The 23,227-nt window shown below is 34.1% G+C and carries 20 protein-coding genes; 6 read left to right on the top strand and 14 right to left on the bottom strand.

Annotated elements, in window-relative coordinates; translation table 11 throughout:
• The first annotated feature begins 32 nt into the window (after positions 1–32).
• A complete protein-coding gene (gene dnaN, locus QO182_RS09700) occupies positions 33–1,151 on the top strand; it encodes a DNA polymerase III subunit beta (protein ID WP_091093412.1) in 1,119 nt (372 codons plus the stop codon).
• Positions 1,152–1,573: 422 nt separating this feature from the next.
• Here dnaN and QO182_RS09695 read toward each other — a convergent pair whose 3' ends face one another.
• From QO182_RS09695 to QO182_RS09685, 3 genes are all read right to left on the bottom strand, one after another.
• Positions 1,574–3,346, bottom strand: a complete 1,773-nt coding sequence (locus tag QO182_RS09695) for a DNA mismatch repair protein (RefSeq protein ID WP_371561250.1) — start codon at positions 3,344–3,346, stop codon at positions 1,574–1,576.
• An 85-nt stretch (positions 3,347–3,431) separates the two neighbouring features.
• Positions 3,432–4,268: a universal stress protein gene (locus QO182_RS09690; protein WP_371561248.1), complete on the bottom strand. Its 837-nt coding sequence runs from the start codon at positions 4,266–4,268 to the stop codon at positions 3,432–3,434.
• Between the two features lie 214 nt (positions 4,269–4,482).
• A complete protein-coding gene (locus QO182_RS09685) occupies positions 4,483–5,316 on the bottom strand; it encodes a universal stress protein (RefSeq protein ID WP_371541017.1) in 834 nt (277 codons plus the stop codon).
• A gap of 277 nt (positions 5,317–5,593) precedes the next feature.
• On the opposite strand from QO182_RS09685, the gene mnmE reads away from it, so the two are divergent.
• The 5 genes from mnmE (at position 5,594) to QO182_RS09660 (ending at position 11,203) form a co-directional block, all read left to right on the top strand.
• Complete coding sequence (gene mnmE, locus QO182_RS09680) at positions 5,594–6,994, top strand: tRNA uridine-5-carboxymethylaminomethyl(34) synthesis GTPase MnmE (RefSeq protein ID WP_371541018.1); 1,401 nt, start codon at positions 5,594–5,596, stop codon at positions 6,992–6,994.
• A 232-nt stretch (positions 6,995–7,226) separates the two neighbouring features.
• Positions 7,227–7,790 (top strand): helix-turn-helix domain-containing protein, encoded by a 564-nt coding sequence (locus QO182_RS09675; RefSeq protein ID WP_371561247.1) that lies wholly within the window; start codon positions 7,227–7,229, stop codon positions 7,788–7,790.
• Positions 7,787–8,929 (top strand): tyrosine-type recombinase/integrase, encoded by a 1,143-nt coding sequence (locus QO182_RS09670; protein ID WP_371561245.1) that lies wholly within the window; start codon positions 7,787–7,789, stop codon positions 8,927–8,929. The genes QO182_RS09675 and QO182_RS09670 overlap by 4 nt, the downstream gene beginning before the upstream one ends.
• A 768-nt stretch (positions 8,930–9,697) precedes the next feature.
• Entirely contained in the window at positions 9,698–10,090 is a 393-nt protein-coding gene (locus tag QO182_RS09665) for a single-stranded DNA-binding protein (protein ID WP_371561243.1), read from the top strand.
• Between the two features lie 45 nt (positions 10,091–10,135).
• Positions 10,136–11,203, top strand: a complete 1,068-nt coding sequence (locus QO182_RS09660) for a DUF932 domain-containing protein (protein ID WP_371561241.1) — start codon at positions 10,136–10,138, stop codon at positions 11,201–11,203.
• A 353-nt stretch (positions 11,204–11,556) separates the two neighbouring features.
• Here QO182_RS09660 and QO182_RS09655 read toward each other — a convergent pair whose 3' ends face one another.
• The 11 genes from QO182_RS09655 to QO182_RS09605 form a co-directional block, all read right to left on the bottom strand.
• Complete coding sequence (locus QO182_RS09655; protein ID WP_371561240.1) at positions 11,557–13,272, bottom strand: ATP-binding protein; 1,716 nt, start codon at positions 13,270–13,272, stop codon at positions 11,557–11,559.
• Positions 13,272–14,399, bottom strand: coding sequence for a histidine kinase (locus QO182_RS09650; RefSeq protein ID WP_026707080.1), 1,128 nt, complete (start codon positions 14,397–14,399; stop codon positions 13,272–13,274). Before QO182_RS09650 ends, QO182_RS09655 begins: the two co-directional genes overlap by 1 nt.
• A gap of 134 nt (positions 14,400–14,533) precedes the next feature.
• Complete coding sequence (locus QO182_RS09645) at positions 14,534–15,097, bottom strand: potassium-transporting ATPase subunit C (RefSeq protein ID WP_371541024.1); 564 nt, start codon at positions 15,095–15,097, stop codon at positions 14,534–14,536.
• A gap of 112 nt (positions 15,098–15,209) precedes the next feature.
• Positions 15,210–16,292, bottom strand: a complete 1,083-nt coding sequence (locus QO182_RS09640) for a porin (RefSeq protein WP_371561238.1) — start codon at positions 16,290–16,292, stop codon at positions 15,210–15,212.
• Positions 16,293–16,358: 66 nt separating this feature from the next.
• Positions 16,359–16,919 (bottom strand): K(+)-transporting ATPase subunit C, encoded by a 561-nt coding sequence (locus QO182_RS09635; RefSeq protein WP_026707083.1) that lies wholly within the window; start codon positions 16,917–16,919, stop codon positions 16,359–16,361.
• Between the two features lie 13 nt (positions 16,920–16,932).
• On the bottom strand, positions 16,933–18,942 hold the full coding sequence (kdpB, locus tag QO182_RS09630) for a potassium-transporting ATPase subunit KdpB (RefSeq protein ID WP_371561236.1): 2,010 nt from the start codon (positions 18,940–18,942) through the stop codon (positions 16,933–16,935).
• Between the two features lie 13 nt (positions 18,943–18,955).
• Positions 18,956–20,644, bottom strand: a complete 1,689-nt coding sequence (kdpA, locus tag QO182_RS09625) for a potassium-transporting ATPase subunit KdpA (protein ID WP_371561234.1) — start codon at positions 20,642–20,644, stop codon at positions 18,956–18,958.
• 120 nt (positions 20,645–20,764) lie between these two features.
• On the bottom strand, positions 20,765–20,842 hold the full coding sequence (gene kdpF, locus QO182_RS09620) for a K(+)-transporting ATPase subunit F (protein ID WP_157510391.1): 78 nt from the start codon (positions 20,840–20,842) through the stop codon (positions 20,765–20,767).
• A gap of 97 nt (positions 20,843–20,939) precedes the next feature.
• On the bottom strand, positions 20,940–21,224 hold the full coding sequence (locus QO182_RS09615) for a hypothetical protein (protein ID WP_187018380.1): 285 nt from the start codon (positions 21,222–21,224) through the stop codon (positions 20,940–20,942).
• A gap of 162 nt (positions 21,225–21,386) precedes the next feature.
• The gene (locus QO182_RS09610; protein ID WP_371541030.1) at positions 21,387–22,727 is read right to left on the bottom strand and encodes a sigma-54-dependent transcriptional regulator; all 1,341 of its coding nucleotides are present in this window, start codon (positions 22,725–22,727) and stop codon (positions 21,387–21,389) included.
• Between the two features lie 92 nt (positions 22,728–22,819).
• The gene (locus QO182_RS09605; protein ID WP_371541031.1) at positions 22,820–23,104 is read right to left on the bottom strand and encodes a molybdenum ABC transporter permease; all 285 of its coding nucleotides are present in this window, start codon (positions 23,102–23,104) and stop codon (positions 22,820–22,822) included.
• Positions 23,105–23,227 lie beyond the last annotated feature (123 nt).

Genomic DNA, 23,227 nt, shown 5'->3' with positions numbered 1-23,227 from the left:
AAATAGATACCAAAAAAAATAAAATAAAACAGATGAAATTTATAGTATCGAGTTCGTACTTATTAAAACAATTACAGGTTTTAGGTAATGTTATCAACAGTAGCAATACTTTGCCCATTTTGGACAACTTCCTATTTGAATTAGACAATAACGAATTAACGGTTTCGGCAAGTGATTTAGAGACAACCATGTCTGCTAATTTAGCTATTGATTCCACGAGTAAAGGAAGTGTTGCTGTACCTGCAAAACTGCTATTGGAGATCCTTAAAACTTTTCCAGAACAACCTTTAACTTTTACTGTTGAAGAAAACAGCACGATAGAAATCAGTTCAAACTCTGGTAAATATGCATTGGCGTATGCTCCAGGTGATGAATTTCCAAAATCTGTTAATCTAGAAGAGCCTTCTGTAACTTTAGTTCCTGCTGATGTATTGGCAACAGCCATAAGCAAAACTATATTTGCTGCTGGAAATGATGATTTACGTCCAGTAATGTCTGGTGTATTTTTTCAGTTCTCTCCAGAAGGTTTAACCTTTGTTGCAACTGATGCACACAAATTGGTAAAATATGCACGTACAGATGTCAAAGCATCTCAAGTAGCTGATTTTATCATGCCAAAGAAACCTTTGACTATCCTAAAAAATATTCTTTCTACTTCAGATGCTGAAGTAAAAATTGAATACAACGATTCTAATGCTACTTTTTCTTTTGACAATTATATTTTAATGTGTCGTTTAATAGATGGAAAATATCCAAACTATGAAGCGGTTATTCCAAAAGAGAATCCAAATAAATTAATGATTGACCGTTCTCAATTTTTGAGTTCAGTACGCCGTGTTGCTATTTTCTCTAATAAAACAACACACCAAATTCGTTTAAAAATTGCAGGTGCTGAATTGAATGTTTCGGCTGAAGATATTGATTACTCTAACAAAGCAGAGGAAAGATTGACTTGTGATTATCAAGGAGACGATATGCAAATAGGATATAACTCTCGTTTTCTTACGGAAATGTTGACAAATCTTCAATCAGATATGATCATGCTTGAAATGTCATTACCTAACAGAGCTGGAATTCTTACTCCTGTTGACGGATTAGAAGAAGGTGAAACTGTAACGATGCTGGTTATGCCGGTAATGCTGAATAGTTAACAATAAATTGTGATTTTGTTGTATTTAATTTTTAAGATTCAAATATAATACCTATCATTGTGAAACGATTACGCTATTAACCAAACCATTTTTTATATTTAAAAAAACCGCTATTTCCTAACCAAGATATGCGGTTTTTTTTTGTTTATCCTCCCTCCGTCCCAATAGCTATCTGGAGAGTGCAAGATGCTTGATAGATTTTTTTGGGTTTTACTACATCATTCTTTTTGCCACGAATTCCCTAATTATTTTTCTCTATTCTTTGAGTTTAATCACCAGCATGAAGGTGATGCCATTACTAATAATTTGCGATACCTCAATTACTTAAATAGTTGTTTCTATGTATAGGAGAAAAGGAATTAATCAAAAAATAGATTTAGTGAATTCGTGGTAACACTAATTTAATACCTTTCTTACACTTGCTAGATCACCCCCATTTTTTTCATCAGGAACGTAGCACTTTTATTTTTACAGATACCGTCACGAAGTTTGTAATCAAAATGCAATTCATCATTTACAATTTCGACTTCAAAGCATTTGTTAGTAAGAATATCTGGATATTCATTTGTGGTCAGGCAAACTTCAATATCATGGGTTGCAATCGCACCAATCGCTTTATGAGCAATTACTTTCTTAACGACTTCTATAGTTCCGTTTCTTTTATCATCAGAATTAGTTCCTCTCAGGATTTCATCCAATAATACAAAAGCAGCATTACCTTCTAATTCATCCATAATCTGTTTTAAGCGCTTTATTTCGGCAAAAAAGTAAGATTCACTGTCAGACAAGGAATCAGACAAACGCATCGAAACTAACACAGGCAAAGGATGCACGTTAGCTTCATTAGCACAAACTACTGATCCCATTCCTGATAAAACCATGTTTATTCCCAAACTACGTAGAAAAGTACTTTTACCTGACATATTTGAACCAGTCAAGATCATAAAAGATTGAGGATGAAAACGTACCTCATTCCCTACTCTAGTTTTGGCATTCAATAAAGGATGGCTCAGATCTGAGAAGTCAATTTTAAACTCAGTGTTTAACGTAGGGTAAACAAACTCAGTATTATTGTAGGCAAAATTAGCCAGGCTATTTAACATTTCGAATTCGCCTATTACATCCAGCCATTCTTCCATTGCCGCAGCATGCTCTTTTTTCCAGTTCAGTAATTTTTTTAATACATGAAAATTAAAAAGAAAGGTACCGTTGAACAAAGAAGCCGTCAATAAATTCCCAATAGTATCCATATTAGAAAACAACTCGGATAATTTTTTAAGATGAAGACTTGCATTTTCTGTTTTAAATTTCAGTTTCTGTTGTAAATCTACCAACTTCTCAGAATGAAAAGACTCCTCTTCTATTTTTTTAAGCAATAAACCATATTGACTGATTACCTTATCGATATCTTCGGCATTAGCAATTTCTATTTGGATGCGTTTAAAAAAAGCACCCATGATTACTAAATTCAATATAAACGCATAAGACAGGTACGAAAGTAAAAAAGTCTCATTAGTAATTATATACGAAGCAAGAATTCCCAGAAATAATAGTGGCGTAAGGTAAGAAAGTACAATTGCACCTTTAGATAATGGTGCACTTTCAAATTTACTCCATTTCATTAATCCTTCATAACTAGCTTTAGAATCCACGCTTATTTTGGCTAACGCCAAGAAATTCTGACGCCAATCTAACTTTTCCGAAAGCTCTTTTACAGCCGTTTGATTTCTTATAATTTCTTCATTTGGCGATAAAGTAAGTAGTTGATTTGCTAACTTTTTCTTTCCTATAAAAGTGGCTGTTCTATTTAAGTTTTGAAATAACGAATGCTCTCCAAAAATATCCAGATCATACGCGTAAGGATGATGAAAATCATTAAACTCCTGTCCGTTTTCAAATGGAATCGTCTTTTTCTCTAGATACGAAATTTCATTTTCATTAATTTCTACTAGAGCCGAGTTTATCTTTTTTTCGAAAAGCAACTTGGAATGAATTCGCATTAAAACGATAAAGCCTGCAAAAAAGAAAACAGCTGAAACTATAAAAATAATTTCGCTGTTTTTTATATAAAAATAAAGAGATCCTAAAAAAAGAACAATAGACAACAGTCTAAATAAACTGATTGTATTGTATTTTTTATTGATTTTGCTTAATTCCTGCGAATAGCTTTTACTCCTTGTACTGTATGATTCCATATTTCGATTAAATTGAAATACAAATATAGGTGTACAGTAATAAATATACTATTAGAATAAGAAACAATATAGCAAGGTCAAAGATTTACTCTTCCATAGGAATTGCCAAAATAGGAATATCAAAATTATTAGCAAATTTCTTAGTTAGACTAGAATGGAACAAATCTTTAAAAAACGATCTTTTATAGGTCACCATTGTCAATATGTCAATTTCTTGATACAAGATAAAGTCTAAAATAGTCTCTTTAACTTCATCGCTGTTTATTATAAAAAATTCAATAGGTTCATTCTCAAAATCCTGTTCCCATTTCTTAACTATCTCTTTATCAACATCTGATTTACTGGTTTTCACATAAAGGCATTTTACAACTGCATTGGCCAATTTTGCCAATTTCAAAGTGTTTTTAAGCGCTTTTTTATCTTTAGTTCTAAAACGTGTAGTAAAACCTATCGTTTTTGTTTTTTTAAATTTGGCATCAACAGGAATACAAAGCATTGGCACATCAACATCTCCTAAAACGTTACCTGTATTTGTCCCAGAAAAAAACTCAGACCATCCAGAAGCACCATCAGTACCCATAACGACATAATCAATTTTATCGTCTTTGATCGATTTGTTAATATTATAAATTAAATTTCCATCCATAAGACGATGGGTCATTCTAATTTTATCTAAATTGTGCTGTTCTGCTATAGCACGAAGCTTTGGAATTTCTTCTTTAAACATTTCAAATTGTGATAACTCTACTGATTCATAGATAACCATATAATTTTCAGGAAAAAACTGATTGTCAAATACTGGCAAGTCAAAGGTGTGTAGTAACACCAATTCGCCCTGTACTATTTTTGCAAATTCCAGCGCATGAAGAAATGCATTTGTGGCGGCTTCAGAAAAATCGGTTGGGAATAATATACGTTTCATTTTTAATAGTTTAAAAGTTATACAATAATCAAATTTATACTTAAAAATACAATTATAATATGATAAATATCAGTGAGTTTCATTTATTTTAACAAATAAATTTCTATATAATTTAGACCGCTTTTTTTTTATGTTTATACTATCAATAAGTTCACCGTTACGAAGGTATCTACTATTTTAAAACCGAAATTATTGCCTAACTACGCCTATATCTTTAATCAATTTGAATGGCTAAAATTGGGATATGAAATTCAGGATGTGACTTTTTTGTATAACTAGGCTGAAAAAGCCCTTTAAAAAAACCTCTTTTATAGATTAACATAGTCAACACATCCACATTTTTACTAGCAATAAAATCTAAAACCGCCGTATTAATTTCCTCGCTTTCTAAAACTACAAATTCGATAGGATGATCCTTAAATTCAATTTTCCATTCCTCAATTGTTTCTTTTGAAACATCAGAATCACTGGTTTTTACATAGAGACACTTTACATCCGCATTTATATTTTTAGCGAAACTTAAAACTGTTTTAATTGCTATTTTATCTTTGGCTCGATAACGTGTTGTAAAACCAATTGTTTTAATTGCTTTATATTTTGCTTCCAATGGTATACATAACACAGGAACCGCTATCCTAATAATAACATCTCCTGAATTAGAACCTACAAAAACCGCATCCCAATCTGTTACCCCAGAGGTACCCATAACTACATAATCAATTTTATCAGCATCAACAACCTCTTTGATATTATCAATTAATTCGCCTTCCATTAAACGATGCGTCATTTTTATATTGTCTAAATTACAAGCTTCTGCGATCGCACGAAGTTTTGGTATTTCCTCTTTAAACATATCAAACTCCGTTAACGCAACAGTATCATAAACCATCGCAAAGTTTTCAGGAAAAAATTGCTGATCAATAGGTAGTAACGGGTAAGAATGCAATACAATAAGTTCCCCTTGAATTATTTTTGCAAATGCTAAGGCGTGAACAAAAGCATTAGTGGCAGCTTCAGAAAAATCGGTTGGAAATAGAATACGTTTCATATTTTATAAGTTTAAATTGAAAATGGCAACAAGTACAATCATAAAATTACGGAATAAAACTCAGATACATACCGCAACAACCCTTAAATCAAGGCATTTACTTTTAATTTTTCTCAAAAAAAAATAAAATATGTGACCAAATATTTTATTCGAAGTGCTAATTTATTCTTGAGAATTCGTGGCTAAAAACATTCGATTTTAATAGCAAAAACGCGGTTCCTTAAATAAATAGATACTTAACTAGATTTAGTACCTTTGCAACTTATACAATACAATTATGTTATACAACGATTCGATAGTAGCCTTAGCGACACCTTCTGGAGCTGGAGCTATTGCAGTGATCAGAATTTCAGGCGCTGAAGCAATTACTATTGGTAATAATGTTTTTAAATCCATTAAAGACAAAGATTTAACCAAGCAAAAAACACATACTCTACATCTGGGGCACATTATGGACGACCAGAAAACACTGGACGAAGTATTAGTGTCTCTTTTTAAAGGGCCCAACTCTTATACCGGCGAAAATACAATTGAAATATCTTGTCACGGTTCTACCTATATCCAACAGCAGATTATACAGCTATTACTGCGTAAAGGTTGCCGTATGGCTGATCCTGGTGAATTTACGCTTAGGGCTTTCTTAAACGGAAAACTCGATTTATCACAAGCCGAAGCCGTAGCTGATTTGATTTCGTCAGATAATGAAGCCTCTCACCAAATTGCCATGCAGCAAATGCGTGGTGGTTTCTCTAATGAAATAGCTAAGTTGCGTGAAGAACTTTTGAATTTTGCTTCGCTTATCGAACTCGAACTCGACTTTGCCGAGGAAGATGTGGAATTTGCAGACCGTACCCAGTTTCATGAATTGCTGAACCGAATCGAGTTTGTACTCAAACGACTTATCGATTCCTTTGCAGTAGGAAACGTAATCAAAAACGGTATTCCCGTGGCGATTGTGGGTGAACCTAATGTGGGAAAATCGACTTTATTGAATGCTTTATTGAACGAAGAACGTGCCATCGTTTCGGAAATTGCCGGAACAACCCGTGATACGATTGAAGACGAATTAGTCATTGGCGGAATCGGATTTCGATTTATTGATACGGCGGGAATTCGTGAAACGCAAGATGTGGTAGAAAGCATCGGTATTCGTAAAACCTTCGAAAAAATCGAACAGTCACAGGTTGTTCTTTATCTCTTTGAAAGTTTAAAGTTTAAAGTTCAAAGTTCTGAATACATCATAGAAATTGAGAAAATAAAGAATCAATTTCCTTTAAAACCTTTGGTTGTTGTTATCAATAAATTGGATTTACTAACAGATCAAGAAATTACAAGCATTCGCCAAGAACTTGAAACATTAAACATTAAACTAATTTTCTTAAGTGCCAAAGAAAATATTGGTGTCGAAGAATTGAAGAATCAATTGCTGTCCTTTGTAAATACTGGAGCATTAAGAAATAACGAAACGATTGTAACTAATACAAGACATTACGACTCCCTGCTAAAAGCGTTGGAGGAAATAACTAAAGTAAAATACGGACTGGAAACCAATTTACCAAGCGATTTAATGGCCATCGACATCAAGGAAGCCTTGTACCATTTTGGAACGATTACAGGCCAAGTAACGAACGATGAATTATTGGGGAATATATTTGCTAACTTCTGTATCGGAAAATAGATTTCACAAAACATCATAAAATAAAACAAAGAATCCCAGTTAAAATGTCATAAAACGGCATTTTAACTGGGATTCTTCTTTCTGTTTATTTAGCTTTATTTGCAGATAGTTTGTTCCTTTTTGTACCATTATTGTACCACGAAAATAATTTTCCGTATTGGATTTTTTTTTGGCGAAATGATGACACATAGAGACACACATAGACACAACGGGACACAAAATCAGTCACATTATGAGTTCTAACATTGAGGTTATCAGAATTTGTGAGCACTGCAAAAAACAGTTCACAGCCAGAACAACGCGCACACGGTATTGTTCGCACATTTGCAACAGCCGTGGTTATAAATCACTGGTACGCAAAGGAAAAGTAGAAAAAAGCAATAACGAGATCGTTCAGCTTTTAAATATAGATTTGGAAAAAATAAAGCCACTTGAGTTTTTAAAAATTACTCAAGCAACCGTTCTTTTTGGAATCAGCAGAAGTACGCTTTACAGGTTAGTTAACAATGGACAGCTGGACATTGCAAAGTTTGGCAAACGAACTGTTATCCGCAGATGCGATCTTGAAGCTTTTTTTGCAATTCCTGTACAGGATGTAACCTTGAAAACTGGACAGCAATTTCCTGGTTTTGACAATTGCTATACTATAACGGAAATTCAACAGAAGTATAATATTTCTTCAGGAGCGCTCTATCTATTGATTCAACGGCAGGGTATAGTAAAATATTCCGTTGGAAAATTCACCTGTGTTGCCAAACAGGATATTGATATAATTTTTAATGCTGTGGGAAGATGAAAAATATAAATGTTACGCTAAGAAAGAGGAAACTGCCAAGTGGTAAGATTACACTATATCTTGATTTTTTCCCTCCAGTATGCAATCCTAAGACTCATAAACTTTACCGTAGAGAGTATTTAAGTTTATACCTCGTTCCTAAACCAAAAAGTGCTATTGAAAAAGCTTTGAATTCCGAGAACTTGTTCAAGGCCGAGATCATTCGTGGCAACAGGTTTAATGAAGTAAATAAGGAGCAGATCTATACTCCATTTGAGCTTGAGCGCATTCATCTCAAGGAGGTTGGTGAAAAATCATTTATACATTATCTAAAGCATACGGCAGAAAGCCGGACTGGCAATAATGCAGATATTTGGAAGTACGCAATTATTCACTTTGAAATGTTTTTAAAAAATGAGGATATATTAATGCAGGACATTGACGTGACAATTATTGAGGACTTTAGGGCGTACATCTTGAAGGCAAAATGTCTCAGAAAAAAAAACCAGTTTCTGGCTCAAAACACTGCCCTATCCTATTTTAACAAGATCAAAGCTACTCTTCGAAAAGCATACAAAAAAGGATTACTGCAGACCGATGTCAATGCTGCAATTGAAAGCATAAAGGAACAAGAGTCTCAAAGGAATTTTCTAACCATGGAAGAAGCTTTAAGGTTATTTAAAACCCCTTGTAAAAAAGAAATTGTCAAACGTGTCAGTCTTTTTTCTCTGCTCACAGGCATGCGCTATTCCGACATATCAAAACTTACATGGGAAGAAGTACAATACAGCAAACAGGAAGGGTATTATATAAGATTTAAACAGCAGAAAACTGATAGGCCAATTACCCTACCTATTTCTGTGGAAGCGCTTGAATTCTTAGGTGAACAAAGAATGGAGCATGGTAAAATCTTTTTAAATTTAAAAAAATGGGATTTTGACCGTTTGATACCCGTTTGGATTAAAGATGCAGCTATTGAGAAACATATCACTTTTCACTGCTTTCGCCATACCTATGCAACATTACAGATGGCGGCAGGTACGGACATTTTTACTGTATCTAAAATGCTTGGACACAAAAACATAAAGACCACACAGATATATACGAAAATCATCGACGAGAAAAAAAGGGAAACAACTAATAAAATCTCATTTAAGTAAAGTTTTTAATTATAGTAAGAAAATGAATTCTAGTTTTTTACTTTAAAGTGGCTTTATTAACCACTTTAAAGTCGAAGACAGGTGTGAATCTTATAAGTTTGGTTACACGGATTTTTTGAAAGCACGAAAATAATATTCCAAAACAGTCAAATCTATACTTCCCTCAATTTAAACTCAACTACAATCCTCAAAGCACATTTATACTTCCGCTACGCTTCAGGATAAAAGAGCTTAGTCGGATAATCAATAATAGAATCTTGAAATTTAAGCCGCTACCTACCCATAATTTTCAAGATCCTTTTACATGGCTTATATAGCCATACCATTATCTTGGATAAATAGTGAATTGATAACGTTACACAGTATTTATTTGAAGAGTCACTTTTTTCTTTATAATCCAATACAATCCTCTTTACAACCTTGCTTCCAGTCTATTAATATTCAAAAACCAGTATGCTTTTGTCTTATTTCAAGAGCAAAGGTATTCTAGTGTTTTTAACGCAAAAAAAAGGTTAAGCCCTACGGGTTTATCAAAAAATCTCCACCCATTCGGGTAGTATTTATTTGACAAAACCTTGTTTTTACTAAACACTAACCTTTTATGCTCTCGAAACGAAACATAGCATACTCCGGCTCTTTGGACGAATAAAAAAAATGTCAACAATGAAATTTAATACTATTTATATTGGAATTAGAGTGAAACAAAACAGCACCTCCTTTCATTACCGAATAAATTAATTTAAAAAATAAATCTAAAAAGTAAAAATTATGAATATCATCGGAGGATTGACAAGGGATGCGGAAGTACACACAACACCGCAGGACAAAAAAGTGGTGAATTTTTCAGTAGCTATGAATGATAGTTATCGAAATAAGCAAGGCGAACGCATAGAGCAAACTAGCTATTTTGATTGCTCCTACTGGATAAGTCCAAATGTAGCAAAGATACGCCTTAAAGGGGCTTTAGTAGAGCTAACAGGGAGAGTGAGTACAAGAGCCTGGACTGCTACTAACGGAGAACTAAGATCTAGTTTAAATTTTCACGCCTCGACTATTAAATTACATGGAGGTAGTAAAAAAATAGAACAGGCACAGGCCGTCGTAAAACAAGAAAATACAAAGATCATCATAGAGGAGCCTGCAGATGACCTACCATTTTAACACTAAATACTTAATCATTTTTTTAACTTTTAAAATTTTAATATCATGGCACACAATTTAAATTTCAACGAAAGAACAGGACGTTATTCCTTTTTTAGCGTACAAGAAAAAGCTTGGCACGGTTTGGGTCAAATAGTAACAGACTATCCAACAAGCCCGCAAGCAATTAAGCACGCAGGACTTGATTATGAAGTTACAAAAAGTCCTCTTTATACCAAGACATCAAACATAATTGATCCTACTGAAAATTTAGAGATAGGAAATAACGAGGTCAACGTACCCAATTATTTTGCTACTATCCGCACGGATAACAATATCGTTTTGGGTGTAGTCGGTAAAGACTATCACATTGTACAAAATCGTGAAGCATTTAGTTTCTTCGATTCCATTGTAGGTGGTACTGATGGTATTTTGTACGAGACTGCAGGCGCTTTAGGAAATGGAGAACGTATTTTTATTACGGCTAAATTACCGGACTATATTCGGGTTGGCAATGGTGATGATGTTACAGAAAAATATATTTTCCTCACTACTTCACACGATGGTAGCGGAAGTATTACGGCAGCATTTACACCCATTAGGATTGTTTGCCAAAATACATTAAACGCATCGCTTCGTAATATGAGTAATGTGGTACGCATACGCCATACTTCAGGAGCAAAACAACGTTTGGAAAATGCGCACAAAGTAATGGGATTAGCAAACGAATTTAGCAATCAATTAGAGGGCATTCTTAATAATTGGGCAAAAGTGAAAGTACACGATCATGAGGTTAAAAAAATGATACAGTTCGCACTATGCCCTAACAAAGAAACCTTACAACATCTAAAAACTGGAAATAATGACGAAATATCCACCGTATTTAAAAACACCGTCGAAGATGCTTTTGCCTATGCTATGACAAGTGACTCACAACAAATGAACACGACAAAAGGAACTTTGTTTGGAGATTACAACGCTGTAACAGGCTACTACCAAAATGTACGTAGCTATAAGGATAGCGAAGCCAAACTACAATCTATTATTTTGGGTGGTACTGCACAATTAAAATCTCAAAAAGCTTTTGAAATCTGTACAAATTTTCAAAAAATGGGTGTGAATTGCTTTAATTAATAATCCTTTTAAAAACTATAGACGGCCCACTTTGATGGTGGCCGTCTATTTTTATTAGTATCGTTTTTGTGTTTTACGGAATACATATCTTGAAATTTTGAACTTCAAAAAGACCTTCCCTCTCAAATGGTCGGGAAAGTCTTTTTGAAGAAACTAGTTGAACCACTTCAGAAAAAAGTAATCAGTGCGCAACGCTTCCTTCTATTTTTCCTAAAAAGGTTCGCGTTAAATTATAGAATATCCATTATCCTATCTATTTTAGTTGAACTTTTATTTGAACCTAAAGTATTAGGACAATCTTTTGGACTTTGATTATTTACTTCTGTTTAACTATAGTATTCAGTTTAAAATAACTAATCTACATTCATCATTATACTAAATGTACTCCCTAAACCTAGTTCGCTTTCTACTGCTATTTTACCACCTTGGGCTTCAATGAATTCTTTACTTATTGCTAATCCCAAACCTGTTCCAGATTTACTGCTTCCTGGAATTTGAAAATACTTATCAAACACTTTATACTTGTATCGAGAATCAATTCCTTTTCCCGTATCGATAACTTGAAATACAACTTGACTATCTGATTGACTTATTTGCACGACAATTTCACTCTCTATATTAGAATAAGTAATGGCATTGGTTAAAAAATTAATTAAGACCCAAGCCGTTTTTTCACTATCTGCAGTTATAAATGGTAGATTTTCTTCCTCATCAATAACAATTTCAATTTGTTTATTTTCTGCTTGCATTTTCACTGCCTCCACCGCATGATGTACTATTAAATAAGGACTTGTTTTCTCAATTTTCAAATTTATCTTTCCAGTTTCTAATTGTGAAATATCAAGTAGCTCTCCCGTTAATTTAAGTAGCCTTTGGCTATCCTCTTTTATACTGTCTAAGAGTTGCTTTTGTTCCTTGTTAATTACTCCAGTTGCTTCTTTTTCTAGCAGCTGGAGACTAAATTTTATAGAGGATATTGGCGTTTTTAGTTCATGTGATACTGTCGCTATAAAGTTGGTTTTAGCAAAATCTAATTCTTTGAAGAAAGTAACGTTTCTCAGGATAATTACATTTCCAATAGCGATCTCTTTCTCCTCACCCGTTGGCGTAATCGTAATATCGACCACTTCTTTTTCGAAATAGCTTTCTCTATCATCTGCAAATATTTTTATTGGTAATATCTTTTCATTAGTTTCTAAGGTGATTAGCAATCGTATTAAATCATTATTTACAGCCAAAGCGGCTACATTTTTGCCTACAACCTCACTTTGCTTTAAACCAAATATAGTCAGAGCTTCATCATTAACGAATAAGATACTATTGCTCGTGTCTAATCCTATAATAGGATCATGCATTTTATTAATTAATGTTTCTAATCTTTTCTTTTCGAAAGATAAACTATACAAATTACTGTTGTTGTATTCCTGTAACTTTTCGGCCATGACATTGAAGGAACGAGCCAAGTCTCCATATTCATTGTGTTGTAAAAAATGTACCCTTTCAGAGTAGTTTTTGTTGGCAATTTCTTGAATACTTGTTGTTAACTCCTTAATAGGATTAGCAATATTATTGGGTAAATTTACTAATAGATTAAAGGCTATCAGGAAACATAAAGTTCCCAGTATCATGATATAAAAATTTGCTGTTTCAGCGGTCTTCTGAGCGATATCACTTTTTAGTTTTATTGCATCGGTATTGAGATGCATGATCTGTAAAATCACATCATGCATCTCGGCTTTAGCTCCAACTGATCCATTGCCCTCTTTTAATGACTGAAAAGCTATTTTAAGCTTATTGGTCATATTAGCTTCGTTTTTCTCCGTAATATTCCGAAGCTGTAACTCTAAATTTTGACCAAAAACCACAGTAGCATCCGTATTATTCTCGCCAATGTCCTCCATTGCCATTAACATATTCCTAGAATACTCTAAAGAATCATAATTGGCTTTAAGGATATTTTGAGTATCTTGTTTTATCGAATTGATATAATAGACACTAACAACTGAAAGTAAAATTATTAATGAAAATAATAAGCCTACACTTAAGTTTAATTTAGTTTTAATTCTCATTAGGATAAAATTATAAGGTCAACATTTGATGAAGCCAACTTATTTAATAATTTATTAAATATACTTGAAGACAAAATTACTTTAAATAAATTGAAATGTGGTTTTCCGATGCAAACCGTTGTAATCTGTTTTTGCTCTACTACTTCGAGAATAGCATCGGTAATTTTACCGTTTTCTTTTTTTATTACTTCGGCGCCTAATTGAGTTGCTAATTTTAAATTATTGATGAGATAGCGCTGTTTAGCAAGCGGAATTCTAACACTACTCTCTTTCGGTGTCTGCACATACAAAACCATCCACTTGCTGTTGTAATAACTTGCTAAACGCGCCGTTTTTCTAATCACAATTTTGGCCGTTTTGTCATTACTGCTAATACAGGCCAATAATTTATCTTGTCTAAAATTGGTGTTTTTAGGCTTTTCATGCTCTACTTTTCGTACTACTTGACTTGCTACTTCTTTTAGTGCTAATTCACGTAATTGAAGAATTTGATCTGATTTAAAAAAATTAGTTAAAGCCATTTGTATTTTGTCTTCTGCATAAATTTTACCTTCCTTCAATCTGTTTATCAATTCCTCTGCGGTTAGATCAATATTGACTACTTCATCTGCCATACTTATAACATTATCAGGTACGCGCTCTTGTACTTCCACGCCCGTAATTTCCTTTACCACCGTATTTAAACTCTCTATATGTTGAATATTTACAGCAGAAATAACGTTAATACCAGCTTCTAAAACTTCCAAAACATCCTGCCACCGTTTTTCATTTTTACTACCCTGAATATTAGAGTGTGCTAGTTCATCTACAATTACGACCTCTGGCCTCAGATTAATTATAGCTTGAACATCTAGTTCCTCTAGTTCTTTACCTTTATAGAAAATTGTTCGCCTTGGTATTATAGGCAAACCAGTTATTAATTCCTGAGTTTCTTTTCTAGCATGTGTCTCTATATAACCTATTTTAACATCAATCCCTTTTTTTAATAAAGTATGAGCTTCTTGTAGCATCCTATATGTTTTGCCTACTCCAGCGCTCATTCCAATATAGATTTTAAACTTTCCTTTCCTGGATTTTTGAATCAAATCCAAAAAATGCTGTGCGTTATTCTCCCTTTCTTGTTCCATATTCGCTTTGATGCTTCAAATGATTTGAGCTTCTACCCTTTTTATATTTCAGTAATGAATGGCCTTCTCGATTGTACACTTCCCTTTAACAAAGATTTTGATAACTAAATGATTTATAAATAAACCTACTGCTATTATTTAGTTATTTTGTCTAATTCGGAATTCAGCATGACAATGTTAATAGTTTTCGGCCCTAGACATGTTATTAATCTTTTTTCGGTATGGTCTACAATGATAGAATCTATAATTTTTGTCGAAATATTTCTAGCTTTTGCGATTCGTGCCACTTGCTTTTTGGCACAATCTATAGTAATGTTTGGACTCATAAACTTAGATTCGGTCAGGATAGATTGTGATTTTCCTTTTCTGTGCACCGTTATTTTTTTTTCAGAAACGAGTTTTTCTGTTACTGCAATGGGATAAAACAATTCGGAATGCCGTGTTACTTTACTGCTATCTATTGCCCCTACTTTATCAAACTCTTCTCCCAAAGCTGTACTCCAAAAATAAACATCAGCACTGAATTGCTTGTCTATTGTGGGAGTAGTAACTTCAAGTTTATAAATAGATTTAGGATCTCGTATTGATTGATCTGAATTGCTTTTCTGGCATCCCACAAATAGGACTAAACTTGCTAATCCAAAAAATGGAATACTCAAAAATGTATTACTTCGTTTTAAAATTATTGTTTTCATCATAATTATTAAGGTTAAGACAATGTTACAGTCTATTACCCTGTAGACTCTATTTTTAAGTCTCTTGCAATGGATTGTAGACACATTTTTATTAAGTAAAGGCTATTATCAAGTTTTAAAATTTCGCCGCTAAGGATGTTGACAGGACTAAACTTTCATTAGCAGTTCCTCCTCCTCGTTTAACATAAATAACGTCTTTGCTAGAGTAATTCTTCGCTTCTACTCTCCAAACTAAATTTGAACCTATTCTATAATCTGAATTCACGGATGCACCATAGGTCTCAAACCCATCTGGAGTTCCTGTTACGATAATTACTCCTTTTTTATCTTGATAATATTCTGCTCTTACTGCCAAATTTAATTTGTCAGTTACCGCAATTTGTGTCATTGCTGAAGCTCCATACCATTTGTTGTATTGATCGCCTTGAGAGCTATTCTCTTCGCAACCTAAATCGAATCCTGCCATCAATTTCACTTTACTTGTTAGCTCAAATTGTCCGTAAAAATCATGAAAATAACGCCTTTGACGTACATCGTCTGCTTTATCATTTCCAATAAAAGAACTGCTGTTTAAGGTTATTTTGTTTGTTGGCTTGTAAATTAGTTGATGCCCAAAAGCAGGAGTGGTATTTCCATCTACGCGCTGAATTCTTTGCCAACCATTTAAATACAATCCGGAGAATTCCCATTGGCCACTTGGAGAAACATAAGTGATTTTGGCTCCAGCCTCAAAATAGGGAGAATTCTCGGCCATTATACTTCTAGTTAAGGTAATGCAGTCTACGCCAACAGCACTTTCAAAACCGATATGTGAAGGTAAAATCCCAGCGGTAATCCATAAATTTTGATTTTTTAAAACTTTGAATCCTACGTTTGCTTCATAAACATTTTTTAAAACTCTAGGCTCAGCGGAATAATTTGCATTCATATAAGAACCAGCTGCTAAAGCCAAATTGGCGCGAACTAATTCGGTATCATAAGTGGCTTTTAGTAAACCCAGGTTTAAATTGACCTCATTGTTTCGGTTGTGACTGTAAATAAAGCTTGGACGTGTATTCGTTTCAGGATTATTGGCATCGTATTGAAAGTAGGTTTCAACATATCCTGAAAATGTTAGCGGATTTTTTTTCTCTTCTTGCGCAAAAGCAGCACTCGATAAAACAAGTGATAAGGCGAGAGTAAGTATTTTAGTATTCATTATAATTCATTTAGTTTGATTAAAAAAAAAGGAGACAGCGTTTCATCTCCCTGATTTTTCTATATTTTAATTCAGTTGATCAAGCGCAATATTTAGTTTTAAAACATTCACTTTTGTAGGTCCAAAAATGCCTAGAAAGGGATGCTCTATATTTGCATCTATTAAAGAATTTAATTTTTCGCTACTAATTTTCCTCGTTTTTTGAACTCTTGTAATCTGCACTTTAGCACTTGCAACAGATATGTTAGGATCTAATCCGCTTGCACTAGCGGTCACTAAATCAATTGGAATATCTAATTTTTTCACCGTAGGATTCTTTAATAAAAAAGTATCAATACGACCTTGAACTACAGCTAAATATTCTTCGTTAGAAGCTCCTTTATTACTAGCTCCTGAGCCAGCGGCGTTATAATCTACAGCAGATGGTCTTCCCCAAAAGTATTTGTCAGCCGTAAAATTTTGACCAATGTTGGAGTATCCTATGTTTTGTTTGTATACTACCACTTCACCTTTACCATTATTGGGTGCTAATTGAGCAACTGCCCAAACCGATAAGGGATAAATTACCATGAAAAGTACCAGCAGGACAACAGTCATTCTGATTCCGATTATTAAATTATTTTTCATAATTTCTATTTTTTTAAATGAATAATGCAACAACAATGTCAATCAATTTGATACCTATGAACGGTACAATAATTCCTCCTACACCAAAAAGTAACAGATTTCTTCTCAACAAAGCACTTGCGCCTATTGGTTTGTAGCTCACTCCTTTTAACGCTAACGGAATCAAGAACGGAATAATGATGGCATTGAAAATTACTGCCGAAAGTATGGCACTTTCAGGACTGTGTAAATGCATAATATTTAATCCTTGAAGCGCTGGAATTGCAGTAATGAATAATGCTGGAATGATGGCAAAATATTTGGCAACATCATTAGCAATACTAAAAGTAGTAAGCGTACCGCGGGTCATTAATAACTGTTTCCCAATTTCGACAATCTCAATTAACTTGGTTGGGTCATTGTCTAAATCAACCATATTTCCTGCTTCCTTTGCTGCTTGCGTTCCACTGTTCATAGCAACACCAACATCTGCCTGAGCTAAAGCCGGTGCATCATTTGTACCATCTCCCATCATGGCAACTAATCTTCCTGCTAATTGTTCCTCTATGATGTAATTCATCTTATCTTCTGGTTTGGCTTCGGCAATAAAGTCATCAACCCCTGCTTTTTCGGCTATAAATTTTGCAGTCAAAGGATTATCTCCCGTCACCATGACCGTTTTTATACCCATTTTACGAAGGCGTTCAAATCGTTCAAACATTCCCGTTTTGATAATATCTTGCAATTCAATCACTCCAAGTGCCACTTCATTTTCAGAAACTACTAAAGGGGTACCTCCGTTTTCAGCAATCATTTTTACTTGATCTAAAAGCTCGGTTGGAAAAGGATTTCCAGCATTTATGACTATACTTTTTATAGCATCAGTTGCACCCTTTCTAATTCGAGTTCCGTCAAAATTGATTCCTGAACTTCTCGTCTCCGCTGTAAACTTGATAAATTGTGCATTATTCACTTGCAGCGTTAAAGGATCTATTTGTGCTAATTCTACAATTGATTTTCCTTCAGGAGTATCATCCGACATAGAACTTAAAACTGCTGCTTTAACCAATTGCTCTTGTGAAATACCTGGAGCAGCATAGAACTGAGTTGCTTTCCTGTTACCAATGGTGATTGTTCCTGTTTTATCCAGTAACAATACATCAATATCTCCTGCAGTCTCCACCGCTCTACCGCTTTTTGTAATTACATTGGCTCTTAAGGCTCTGTCCATACCTGCTATTCCAATCGCAGATAATAACCCTCCAATGGTAGTTGGTATCAAGCAAACAAATAATGCGATAAATGAAGCTATCGTAATATTTACATTAGAATAATCAGCAAGTGGTTTTAGCGTAATACAAACGATTATAAAAACTAACGTAAATCCTGCAAGCAATATCGTTAAGGCAATTTCGTTTGGCGTTTTTTGTCGTGAGGCACCTTCTACCAAAGCAATCATTTTATCTAAAAAACTCTCCCCTGGCTCATTGGTTACTTCTACAACGATGCGGTCTGACAATACTTTCGTACCACCAGTAACTGAACTTTTATCTCCGCCTGACTCGCGGATGACTGGTGCCGATTCACCTGTTATGGCACTTTCATCTATTGTTGCGAGACCTTCTATGATTTCCCCATCCGTTGGAATGGTATCACCCGCTTCACAAACAAACAAATCTCCTTTTTTCAGTTGCGAAGAAGAAATCTTTTCTCCACTTTGTAAGGTCGCTGGTGTTTCTTCTCTTGTTTTTCGTAAACTGTCAGCTTGAGCTTTTCCTCGTGCTTCGGCAATCGCTTCTGCAAAATTGGCAAACAACAGTGTAAATAAAAGCACTAGGAATACAACAAAATTATACCCAAAACTACCTTGCGATGTTTCACCCGTTAATGTCCAAATAGAGACAAATAGCATAACGATTGTCCCGATTTCTACCGTAAACATTACAGGATTTTTAAATAGTAACTTCGGATTTAATTTCACAAAAGACTGCACTAATGCTTGTTGCACAATCTCCTTTTGAAACAATGATTGATCTTTATTCATTTTTAAATTCTTTTTAGTAGATAGTAAAATATTCAGCTATAGGTCCTAATGCTAGTACAGGAAAGAAAGCTAAGGCAGCTATAATTACAATAACAGTTAAGGTCACTACCCCAAATGTGGCCGTATCTGTCTTGAGCGTTCCATCATTTTCAGGTATGTATTTCTTTTGTGCTAAGAGTCCAGCAATGGCTACAGGCCCTATGATTGGCAGAAAACGTGCAAGAAGCAGTACAATTCCAGTAGAAACATTCCACCAGAAAGTATTGTCTCCCAAACCTTCAAACCCACTTCCGTTATTTGCGGATGCAGATGTGAATTCGTATAACATTTCACTAAGTCCATGAAATCCAGGATTATTTAATGTTGCTGTGCCATATTGAGGCATAGCAGCCGTTAAGGCAGTACCCACTAATATTAAGAATGGGTGAATCAAAGCAATAATCATCGCTATCTTCATTTCTCTAGCTTCAACCTTCTTCCCGAAAAATTCAGGTGTCCTTCCAACCATTAATCCACTAATAAAGACCGCCAAAATGATGAAAATGAAGAAGTTCAAAATTCCGACTCCCACTCCACCATAAAAGCTATTAATCATCATTGCTAGTAATTCATTCATACCCGAAAGAGGCATCGTGCTGTCGTGCATTGAATTTACCGAACCTGTTGAAATTACTGTAGTTGCAATACTCCAGTATCCTGTTGCTGCTGCACCAATTCTTGATTCTTTTCCTTCCATAGCACCCAGAGAGGTATCAATTCCCATTTTTTGAATCATAGGATTTCCTTGCATCTCTGAGATAACATTCGGAATCGTTAATGCCAAGAATCCTACAGTCATCACGCCAAAAATCATCCACGAGAATTTCTTCCTTTTAATGAAATATCCGAAAGCGAATATCATTGCGAATGGAATCAACATTTGAGCAATCATTTCGACCATATTGGAGAAGTACGTTGGATTTTCAAAAGGATGTGCAGAATTGGTTCCAAAAAATCCGCCTCCATTCGTACCTACATGTTTTATCGCTACAAAGGCAGCAGCAGGACCACGAGAAACATCTTGTGAACTGCCTTGTAAAGTAGTTATAGTATCTTTTCCCTCAAAAGTCATTGGAATTCCTTGAAAAGCTAGTAAAATTGCCACTACAAATGAAATCGGAAGTAAGATACGTGTACATGATTTCATGAAATAAGTATAAAAATTCCCTAATTCAGTAGTGGTTCTATCTCGAAATGCTCTAAAAACTACTACTGCAGCGGCCATTCCAGTCGCGGCACTTACAAACTGTAAAAACATTAGATAGAACTGTCCTAGATAACTAAGTCCTGTTTCTCCTGAATAATGCTGCAGGTTACAATTCACTACAAAAGAAATCACAGTATTGAAAGCTAAATCGGCGGACATACTTGGATTTCCATCTGGATTCATGGGTAAGCTTCCCATGGTCATCATGATGATCATTCCTATGAAAAACCATACTACATTAATCGTTAGTAAAGCTTTCATGTGCTGTTTCCAGTTCATTTCTTGCTCGGGATTAACACCACTCAATTTGAAAAGCACTTTTTCAACCGGATTGAATATAAAATCCAGCCACGTTTTCTCGAGTCCGTAAACCTTGGAAATATATTTTCCTAATGGAATAGCGAGTGCTAATGTGAGCAAAAACATCGCTATAATTCCAAATATTTCTGTATTCATTTTTATGTATTAAGGGTTAAATAAATTTTGGTTTTTAAAGAGGTAAGAACTAAAACTGTACTAGCGAAAATCCACTATGATACAATTATCAGCACTTGCCTATTTTTTACCTTGATCATTTTAGAATTTTTCTGGCTTAAGTAATACGTAAACCATATAGCCAAAAACGGCTATTGCGACAATAAAAAGTGCGATCATAATTTTAGATTTTTTCAAAAAAGTCAATGGTTAAAAAACAAATGCCAAATAATAAAATGGCTAGTCCGAGCAATAAAATTGTTTCAGTCATCATAATTTAATTGTAATTTGGTTGGTGAATTTGCTTTGCATATTCTGTTTTCAATACTTCGGGAAATAAATTTGAAATGGTGCAATGCTTCACTTTTAAGAAGGAAGCAATAGAATAGAGATACACATTGGCAATAATACCTCTTGTTTCTGTGCTACCTGTAACAAATAGTTTTTCAGCTATATTGAGGCATTTTTTTGCCCTTAGCACATTGCCAGCGATTAGTGCTTTTTTAGTAATCTCAGCAAATCGTTCTGCATTTTTGAATACATTAGTAATTTGATTTTTCATTTGAATGTTATTTATTTTCTAGTGCAATGCCAAAAGACATTCCAAAAAAGGAACAAACTAATTAATCAACTACATATCAACATATTAACACAAAAACGTAATTTTAGAGCACAAAAAAAGCCTATCAAAATGATAGGCTTTTTATTAAAATGATAGGTTTTATTAAATTCTATACTCTTCTACCTTTCGATACAAAGTAGCAATTCCAATTTCTAACAACCTTGCAGCTTCTGCTTTATTGCCATTGGTGTAATTTAAAACTTTTTGGATGTGTAGTTTTTCCATGCTATTGATAGCAAAAGCGGATAGTACAGTATCACCACTATTCTCTTTATAATTTACAATTTCATAGGGTAAATCGGCGGCAGTTAAAGAATTCGAAGAAGCTAAAATCACTGCTCTTTCAATTACGTTTTTAAGCTCACGCACATTTCCTGACCAAGAGTATTTTTCTAAGTGCTCCAAAAAATCGTCCTCAATTTCTAGTGCCTTCTTGTTTGTCGCAACTGAAAATTTTTCAACAAAAAAAACAGTAAGAGCACGTATGTCCTTGACACGCGCACGCAAAGGCGGCAAATTTATTTCGAAAATATTCAACCTATAATATAAATCAGAACGGAAACGATGAGCCTCACTTTCGGTTTTTAAATTCCGATTAGTAGCTGCAATTAATCTAAAATTGGATTTTTTAGGGGTACTATCACCAACGGTGATATATTCATTGGTTTCTAATACTCTTAGTAATTTTGCTTGCAAATCAAGAGGCATTTCTCCTATTTCGTCCAAGAATAAAGTACCACCGTTTGCTTCTTCAATAAAACCCTTTTTGTCTTTTACAGCTCCTGTAAAAGCACCTTGACGGTGTCCAAACAGTTCGCTCTCTAATAATTCTTTACTAAAAGTACTGCAGTTCAGAGCCACAAATGATTTTCCTACACGAGTACTATTTTCATGAATGGCTTGAGCAAAAACTTCTTTACCCGTTCCTGTCTCTCCAGTTAATAAAACGGTGGAATCAGTTATGGCGACTTTTTTTGCCAATTCAATAACTTGTAACAAAGCTTTAGACTTTCCTATAATAGCGTCAAAAGAATATTTATTCATAATGCGCTTTTCCAACTGCTTCACTTTCTTCTGAAGTTGGACTTTTTCTAAAGCCTTGTATAAAAGCGGAATGATTTTATCATTGTCATCCCCTTTGACAATATAATCAAAAGCGCCATTTTTCATTGCTTGAACGCCGTCAGATATGTTTCCATAAGCGGTTAGCAAAATCACTTCTGTTAATGGGAAATTAGTTTTTATCTTTTGAAGAAAATCTACTCCATTACCGTCAGGAAGTTTGACATCACATAGCACAACATCAATATCATTCTGCTCTAATTTTTTGAATCCCAACTTCAAATCTGGAGCTTCAACTACTTCAAATCCCTCTGATTTTATTATCCTTGCGAGTAAACCACGAAGTTTTTCTTCGTCATCAATTATTAAAATATTTTTCAAAAGATGTGCAATTTTATTTATGTAAAACTAGTTATTATTTAATTACAATAAAAAATAATAGTGAAGCAATAGAGTGTCTGGATCAAAACAATTTATCGTACTGAATTTATGATTTTACCTTTTTTTTCAGTTTGCTCTTTTCTATCCTTATTATTTTTCGAATAACTCCATAACATAAGTAGTCCAAAAATAATAAATCCAATAGAAATCCATTTGGTCACTCTTTCAAAGAATGTTATTACTACTGCTTTTTCATAACTCGAAAACCCCTCTACTCCCATCGGACTCCGTCTGTAAAACTTTCGTCTGTTGATCCAGTACCGAAGGCTTAAACCTATAAAGAGAGAAACTATACTTAAAAACAATGCAGGATTCATATGCAAATATTTAAAAATTCAACAATATAAATGTACAAAAAAACTAATATTTAAAAAATAAACGACTCATTTTTAAGTAGTTAAATTAAATTTTTAATCAACTAAAATGAAAGTGATTGTTAA

The sequence above is a fragment of the Flavobacterium sp. Arc2 genome, assembly GCF_041431385.1.
Lineage (GTDB): Bacteria > Bacteroidota > Bacteroidia > Flavobacteriales > Flavobacteriaceae > Flavobacterium.
This window is presented reverse-complemented; position numbering and strand designations above follow the sequence as displayed.

What these genes read in the sequence shown, in the direction of transcription:
- kdpB (WP_371561236.1), bottom strand. Translation starts at nt 18,942, where the DNA reads ATGAATAAAGATCAATCATTGTTTCAAAAGGAGATTGTGCAACAAGCA.
- QO182_RS09615 (WP_187018380.1), bottom strand. Translation starts at nt 21,224, where the DNA reads ATGAAAAATCAAATTACTAATGTATTCAAAAATGCAGAACGATTTGCT.
- QO182_RS09655 (WP_371561240.1), bottom strand. Translation starts at nt 13,272, where the DNA reads ATGAGAATTAAAACTAAATTAAACTTAAGTGTAGGCTTATTATTTTCA.
- QO182_RS09690 (WP_371561248.1), bottom strand. Translation starts at nt 4,268, where the DNA reads ATGAAACGTATATTATTCCCAACCGATTTTTCTGAAGCCGCCACAAAT.
- QO182_RS09685 (WP_371541017.1), bottom strand. Translation starts at nt 5,316, where the DNA reads ATGAAACGTATTCTATTTCCAACCGATTTTTCTGAAGCTGCCACTAAT.
- QO182_RS09640 (WP_371561238.1), bottom strand. Translation starts at nt 16,292, where the DNA reads ATGAATACTAAAATACTTACTCTCGCCTTATCACTTGTTTTATCGAGT.
- dnaN (WP_091093412.1), top strand. Translation starts at nt 33, where the DNA reads ATGAAATTTATAGTATCGAGTTCGTACTTATTAAAACAATTACAGGTT.
- QO182_RS09670 (WP_371561245.1), top strand. Translation starts at nt 7,787, where the DNA reads ATGAAAAATATAAATGTTACGCTAAGAAAGAGGAAACTGCCAAGTGGT.
- kdpA (WP_371561234.1), bottom strand. Translation starts at nt 20,644, where the DNA reads ATGAATACAGAAATATTTGGAATTATAGCGATGTTTTTGCTCACATTA.
- QO182_RS09695 (WP_371561250.1), bottom strand. Translation starts at nt 3,346, where the DNA reads ATGGAATCATACAGTACAAGGAGTAAAAGCTATTCGCAGGAATTAAGC.
- QO182_RS09660 (WP_371561241.1), top strand. Translation starts at nt 10,136, where the DNA reads ATGGCACACAATTTAAATTTCAACGAAAGAACAGGACGTTATTCCTTT.
- QO182_RS09635 (WP_026707083.1), bottom strand. Translation starts at nt 16,919, where the DNA reads ATGAAAAATAATTTAATAATCGGAATCAGAATGACTGTTGTCCTGCTG.
- QO182_RS09605 (WP_371541031.1), bottom strand. Translation starts at nt 23,104, where the DNA reads ATGAATCCTGCATTGTTTTTAAGTATAGTTTCTCTCTTTATAGGTTTA.
- QO182_RS09650 (WP_026707080.1), bottom strand. Translation starts at nt 14,399, where the DNA reads ATGGAACAAGAAAGGGAGAATAACGCACAGCATTTTTTGGATTTGATT.
- kdpF (WP_157510391.1), bottom strand. Translation starts at nt 20,842, where the DNA reads ATGATCGCACTTTTTATTGTCGCAATAGCCGTTTTTGGCTATATGGTT.
- QO182_RS09665 (WP_371561243.1), top strand. Translation starts at nt 9,698, where the DNA reads ATGAATATCATCGGAGGATTGACAAGGGATGCGGAAGTACACACAACA.
- QO182_RS09675 (WP_371561247.1), top strand. Translation starts at nt 7,227, where the DNA reads ATGAGTTCTAACATTGAGGTTATCAGAATTTGTGAGCACTGCAAAAAA.
- QO182_RS09645 (WP_371541024.1), bottom strand. Translation starts at nt 15,097, where the DNA reads ATGATGAAAACAATAATTTTAAAACGAAGTAATACATTTTTGAGTATT.
- mnmE (WP_371541018.1), top strand. Translation starts at nt 5,594, where the DNA reads ATGTTATACAACGATTCGATAGTAGCCTTAGCGACACCTTCTGGAGCT.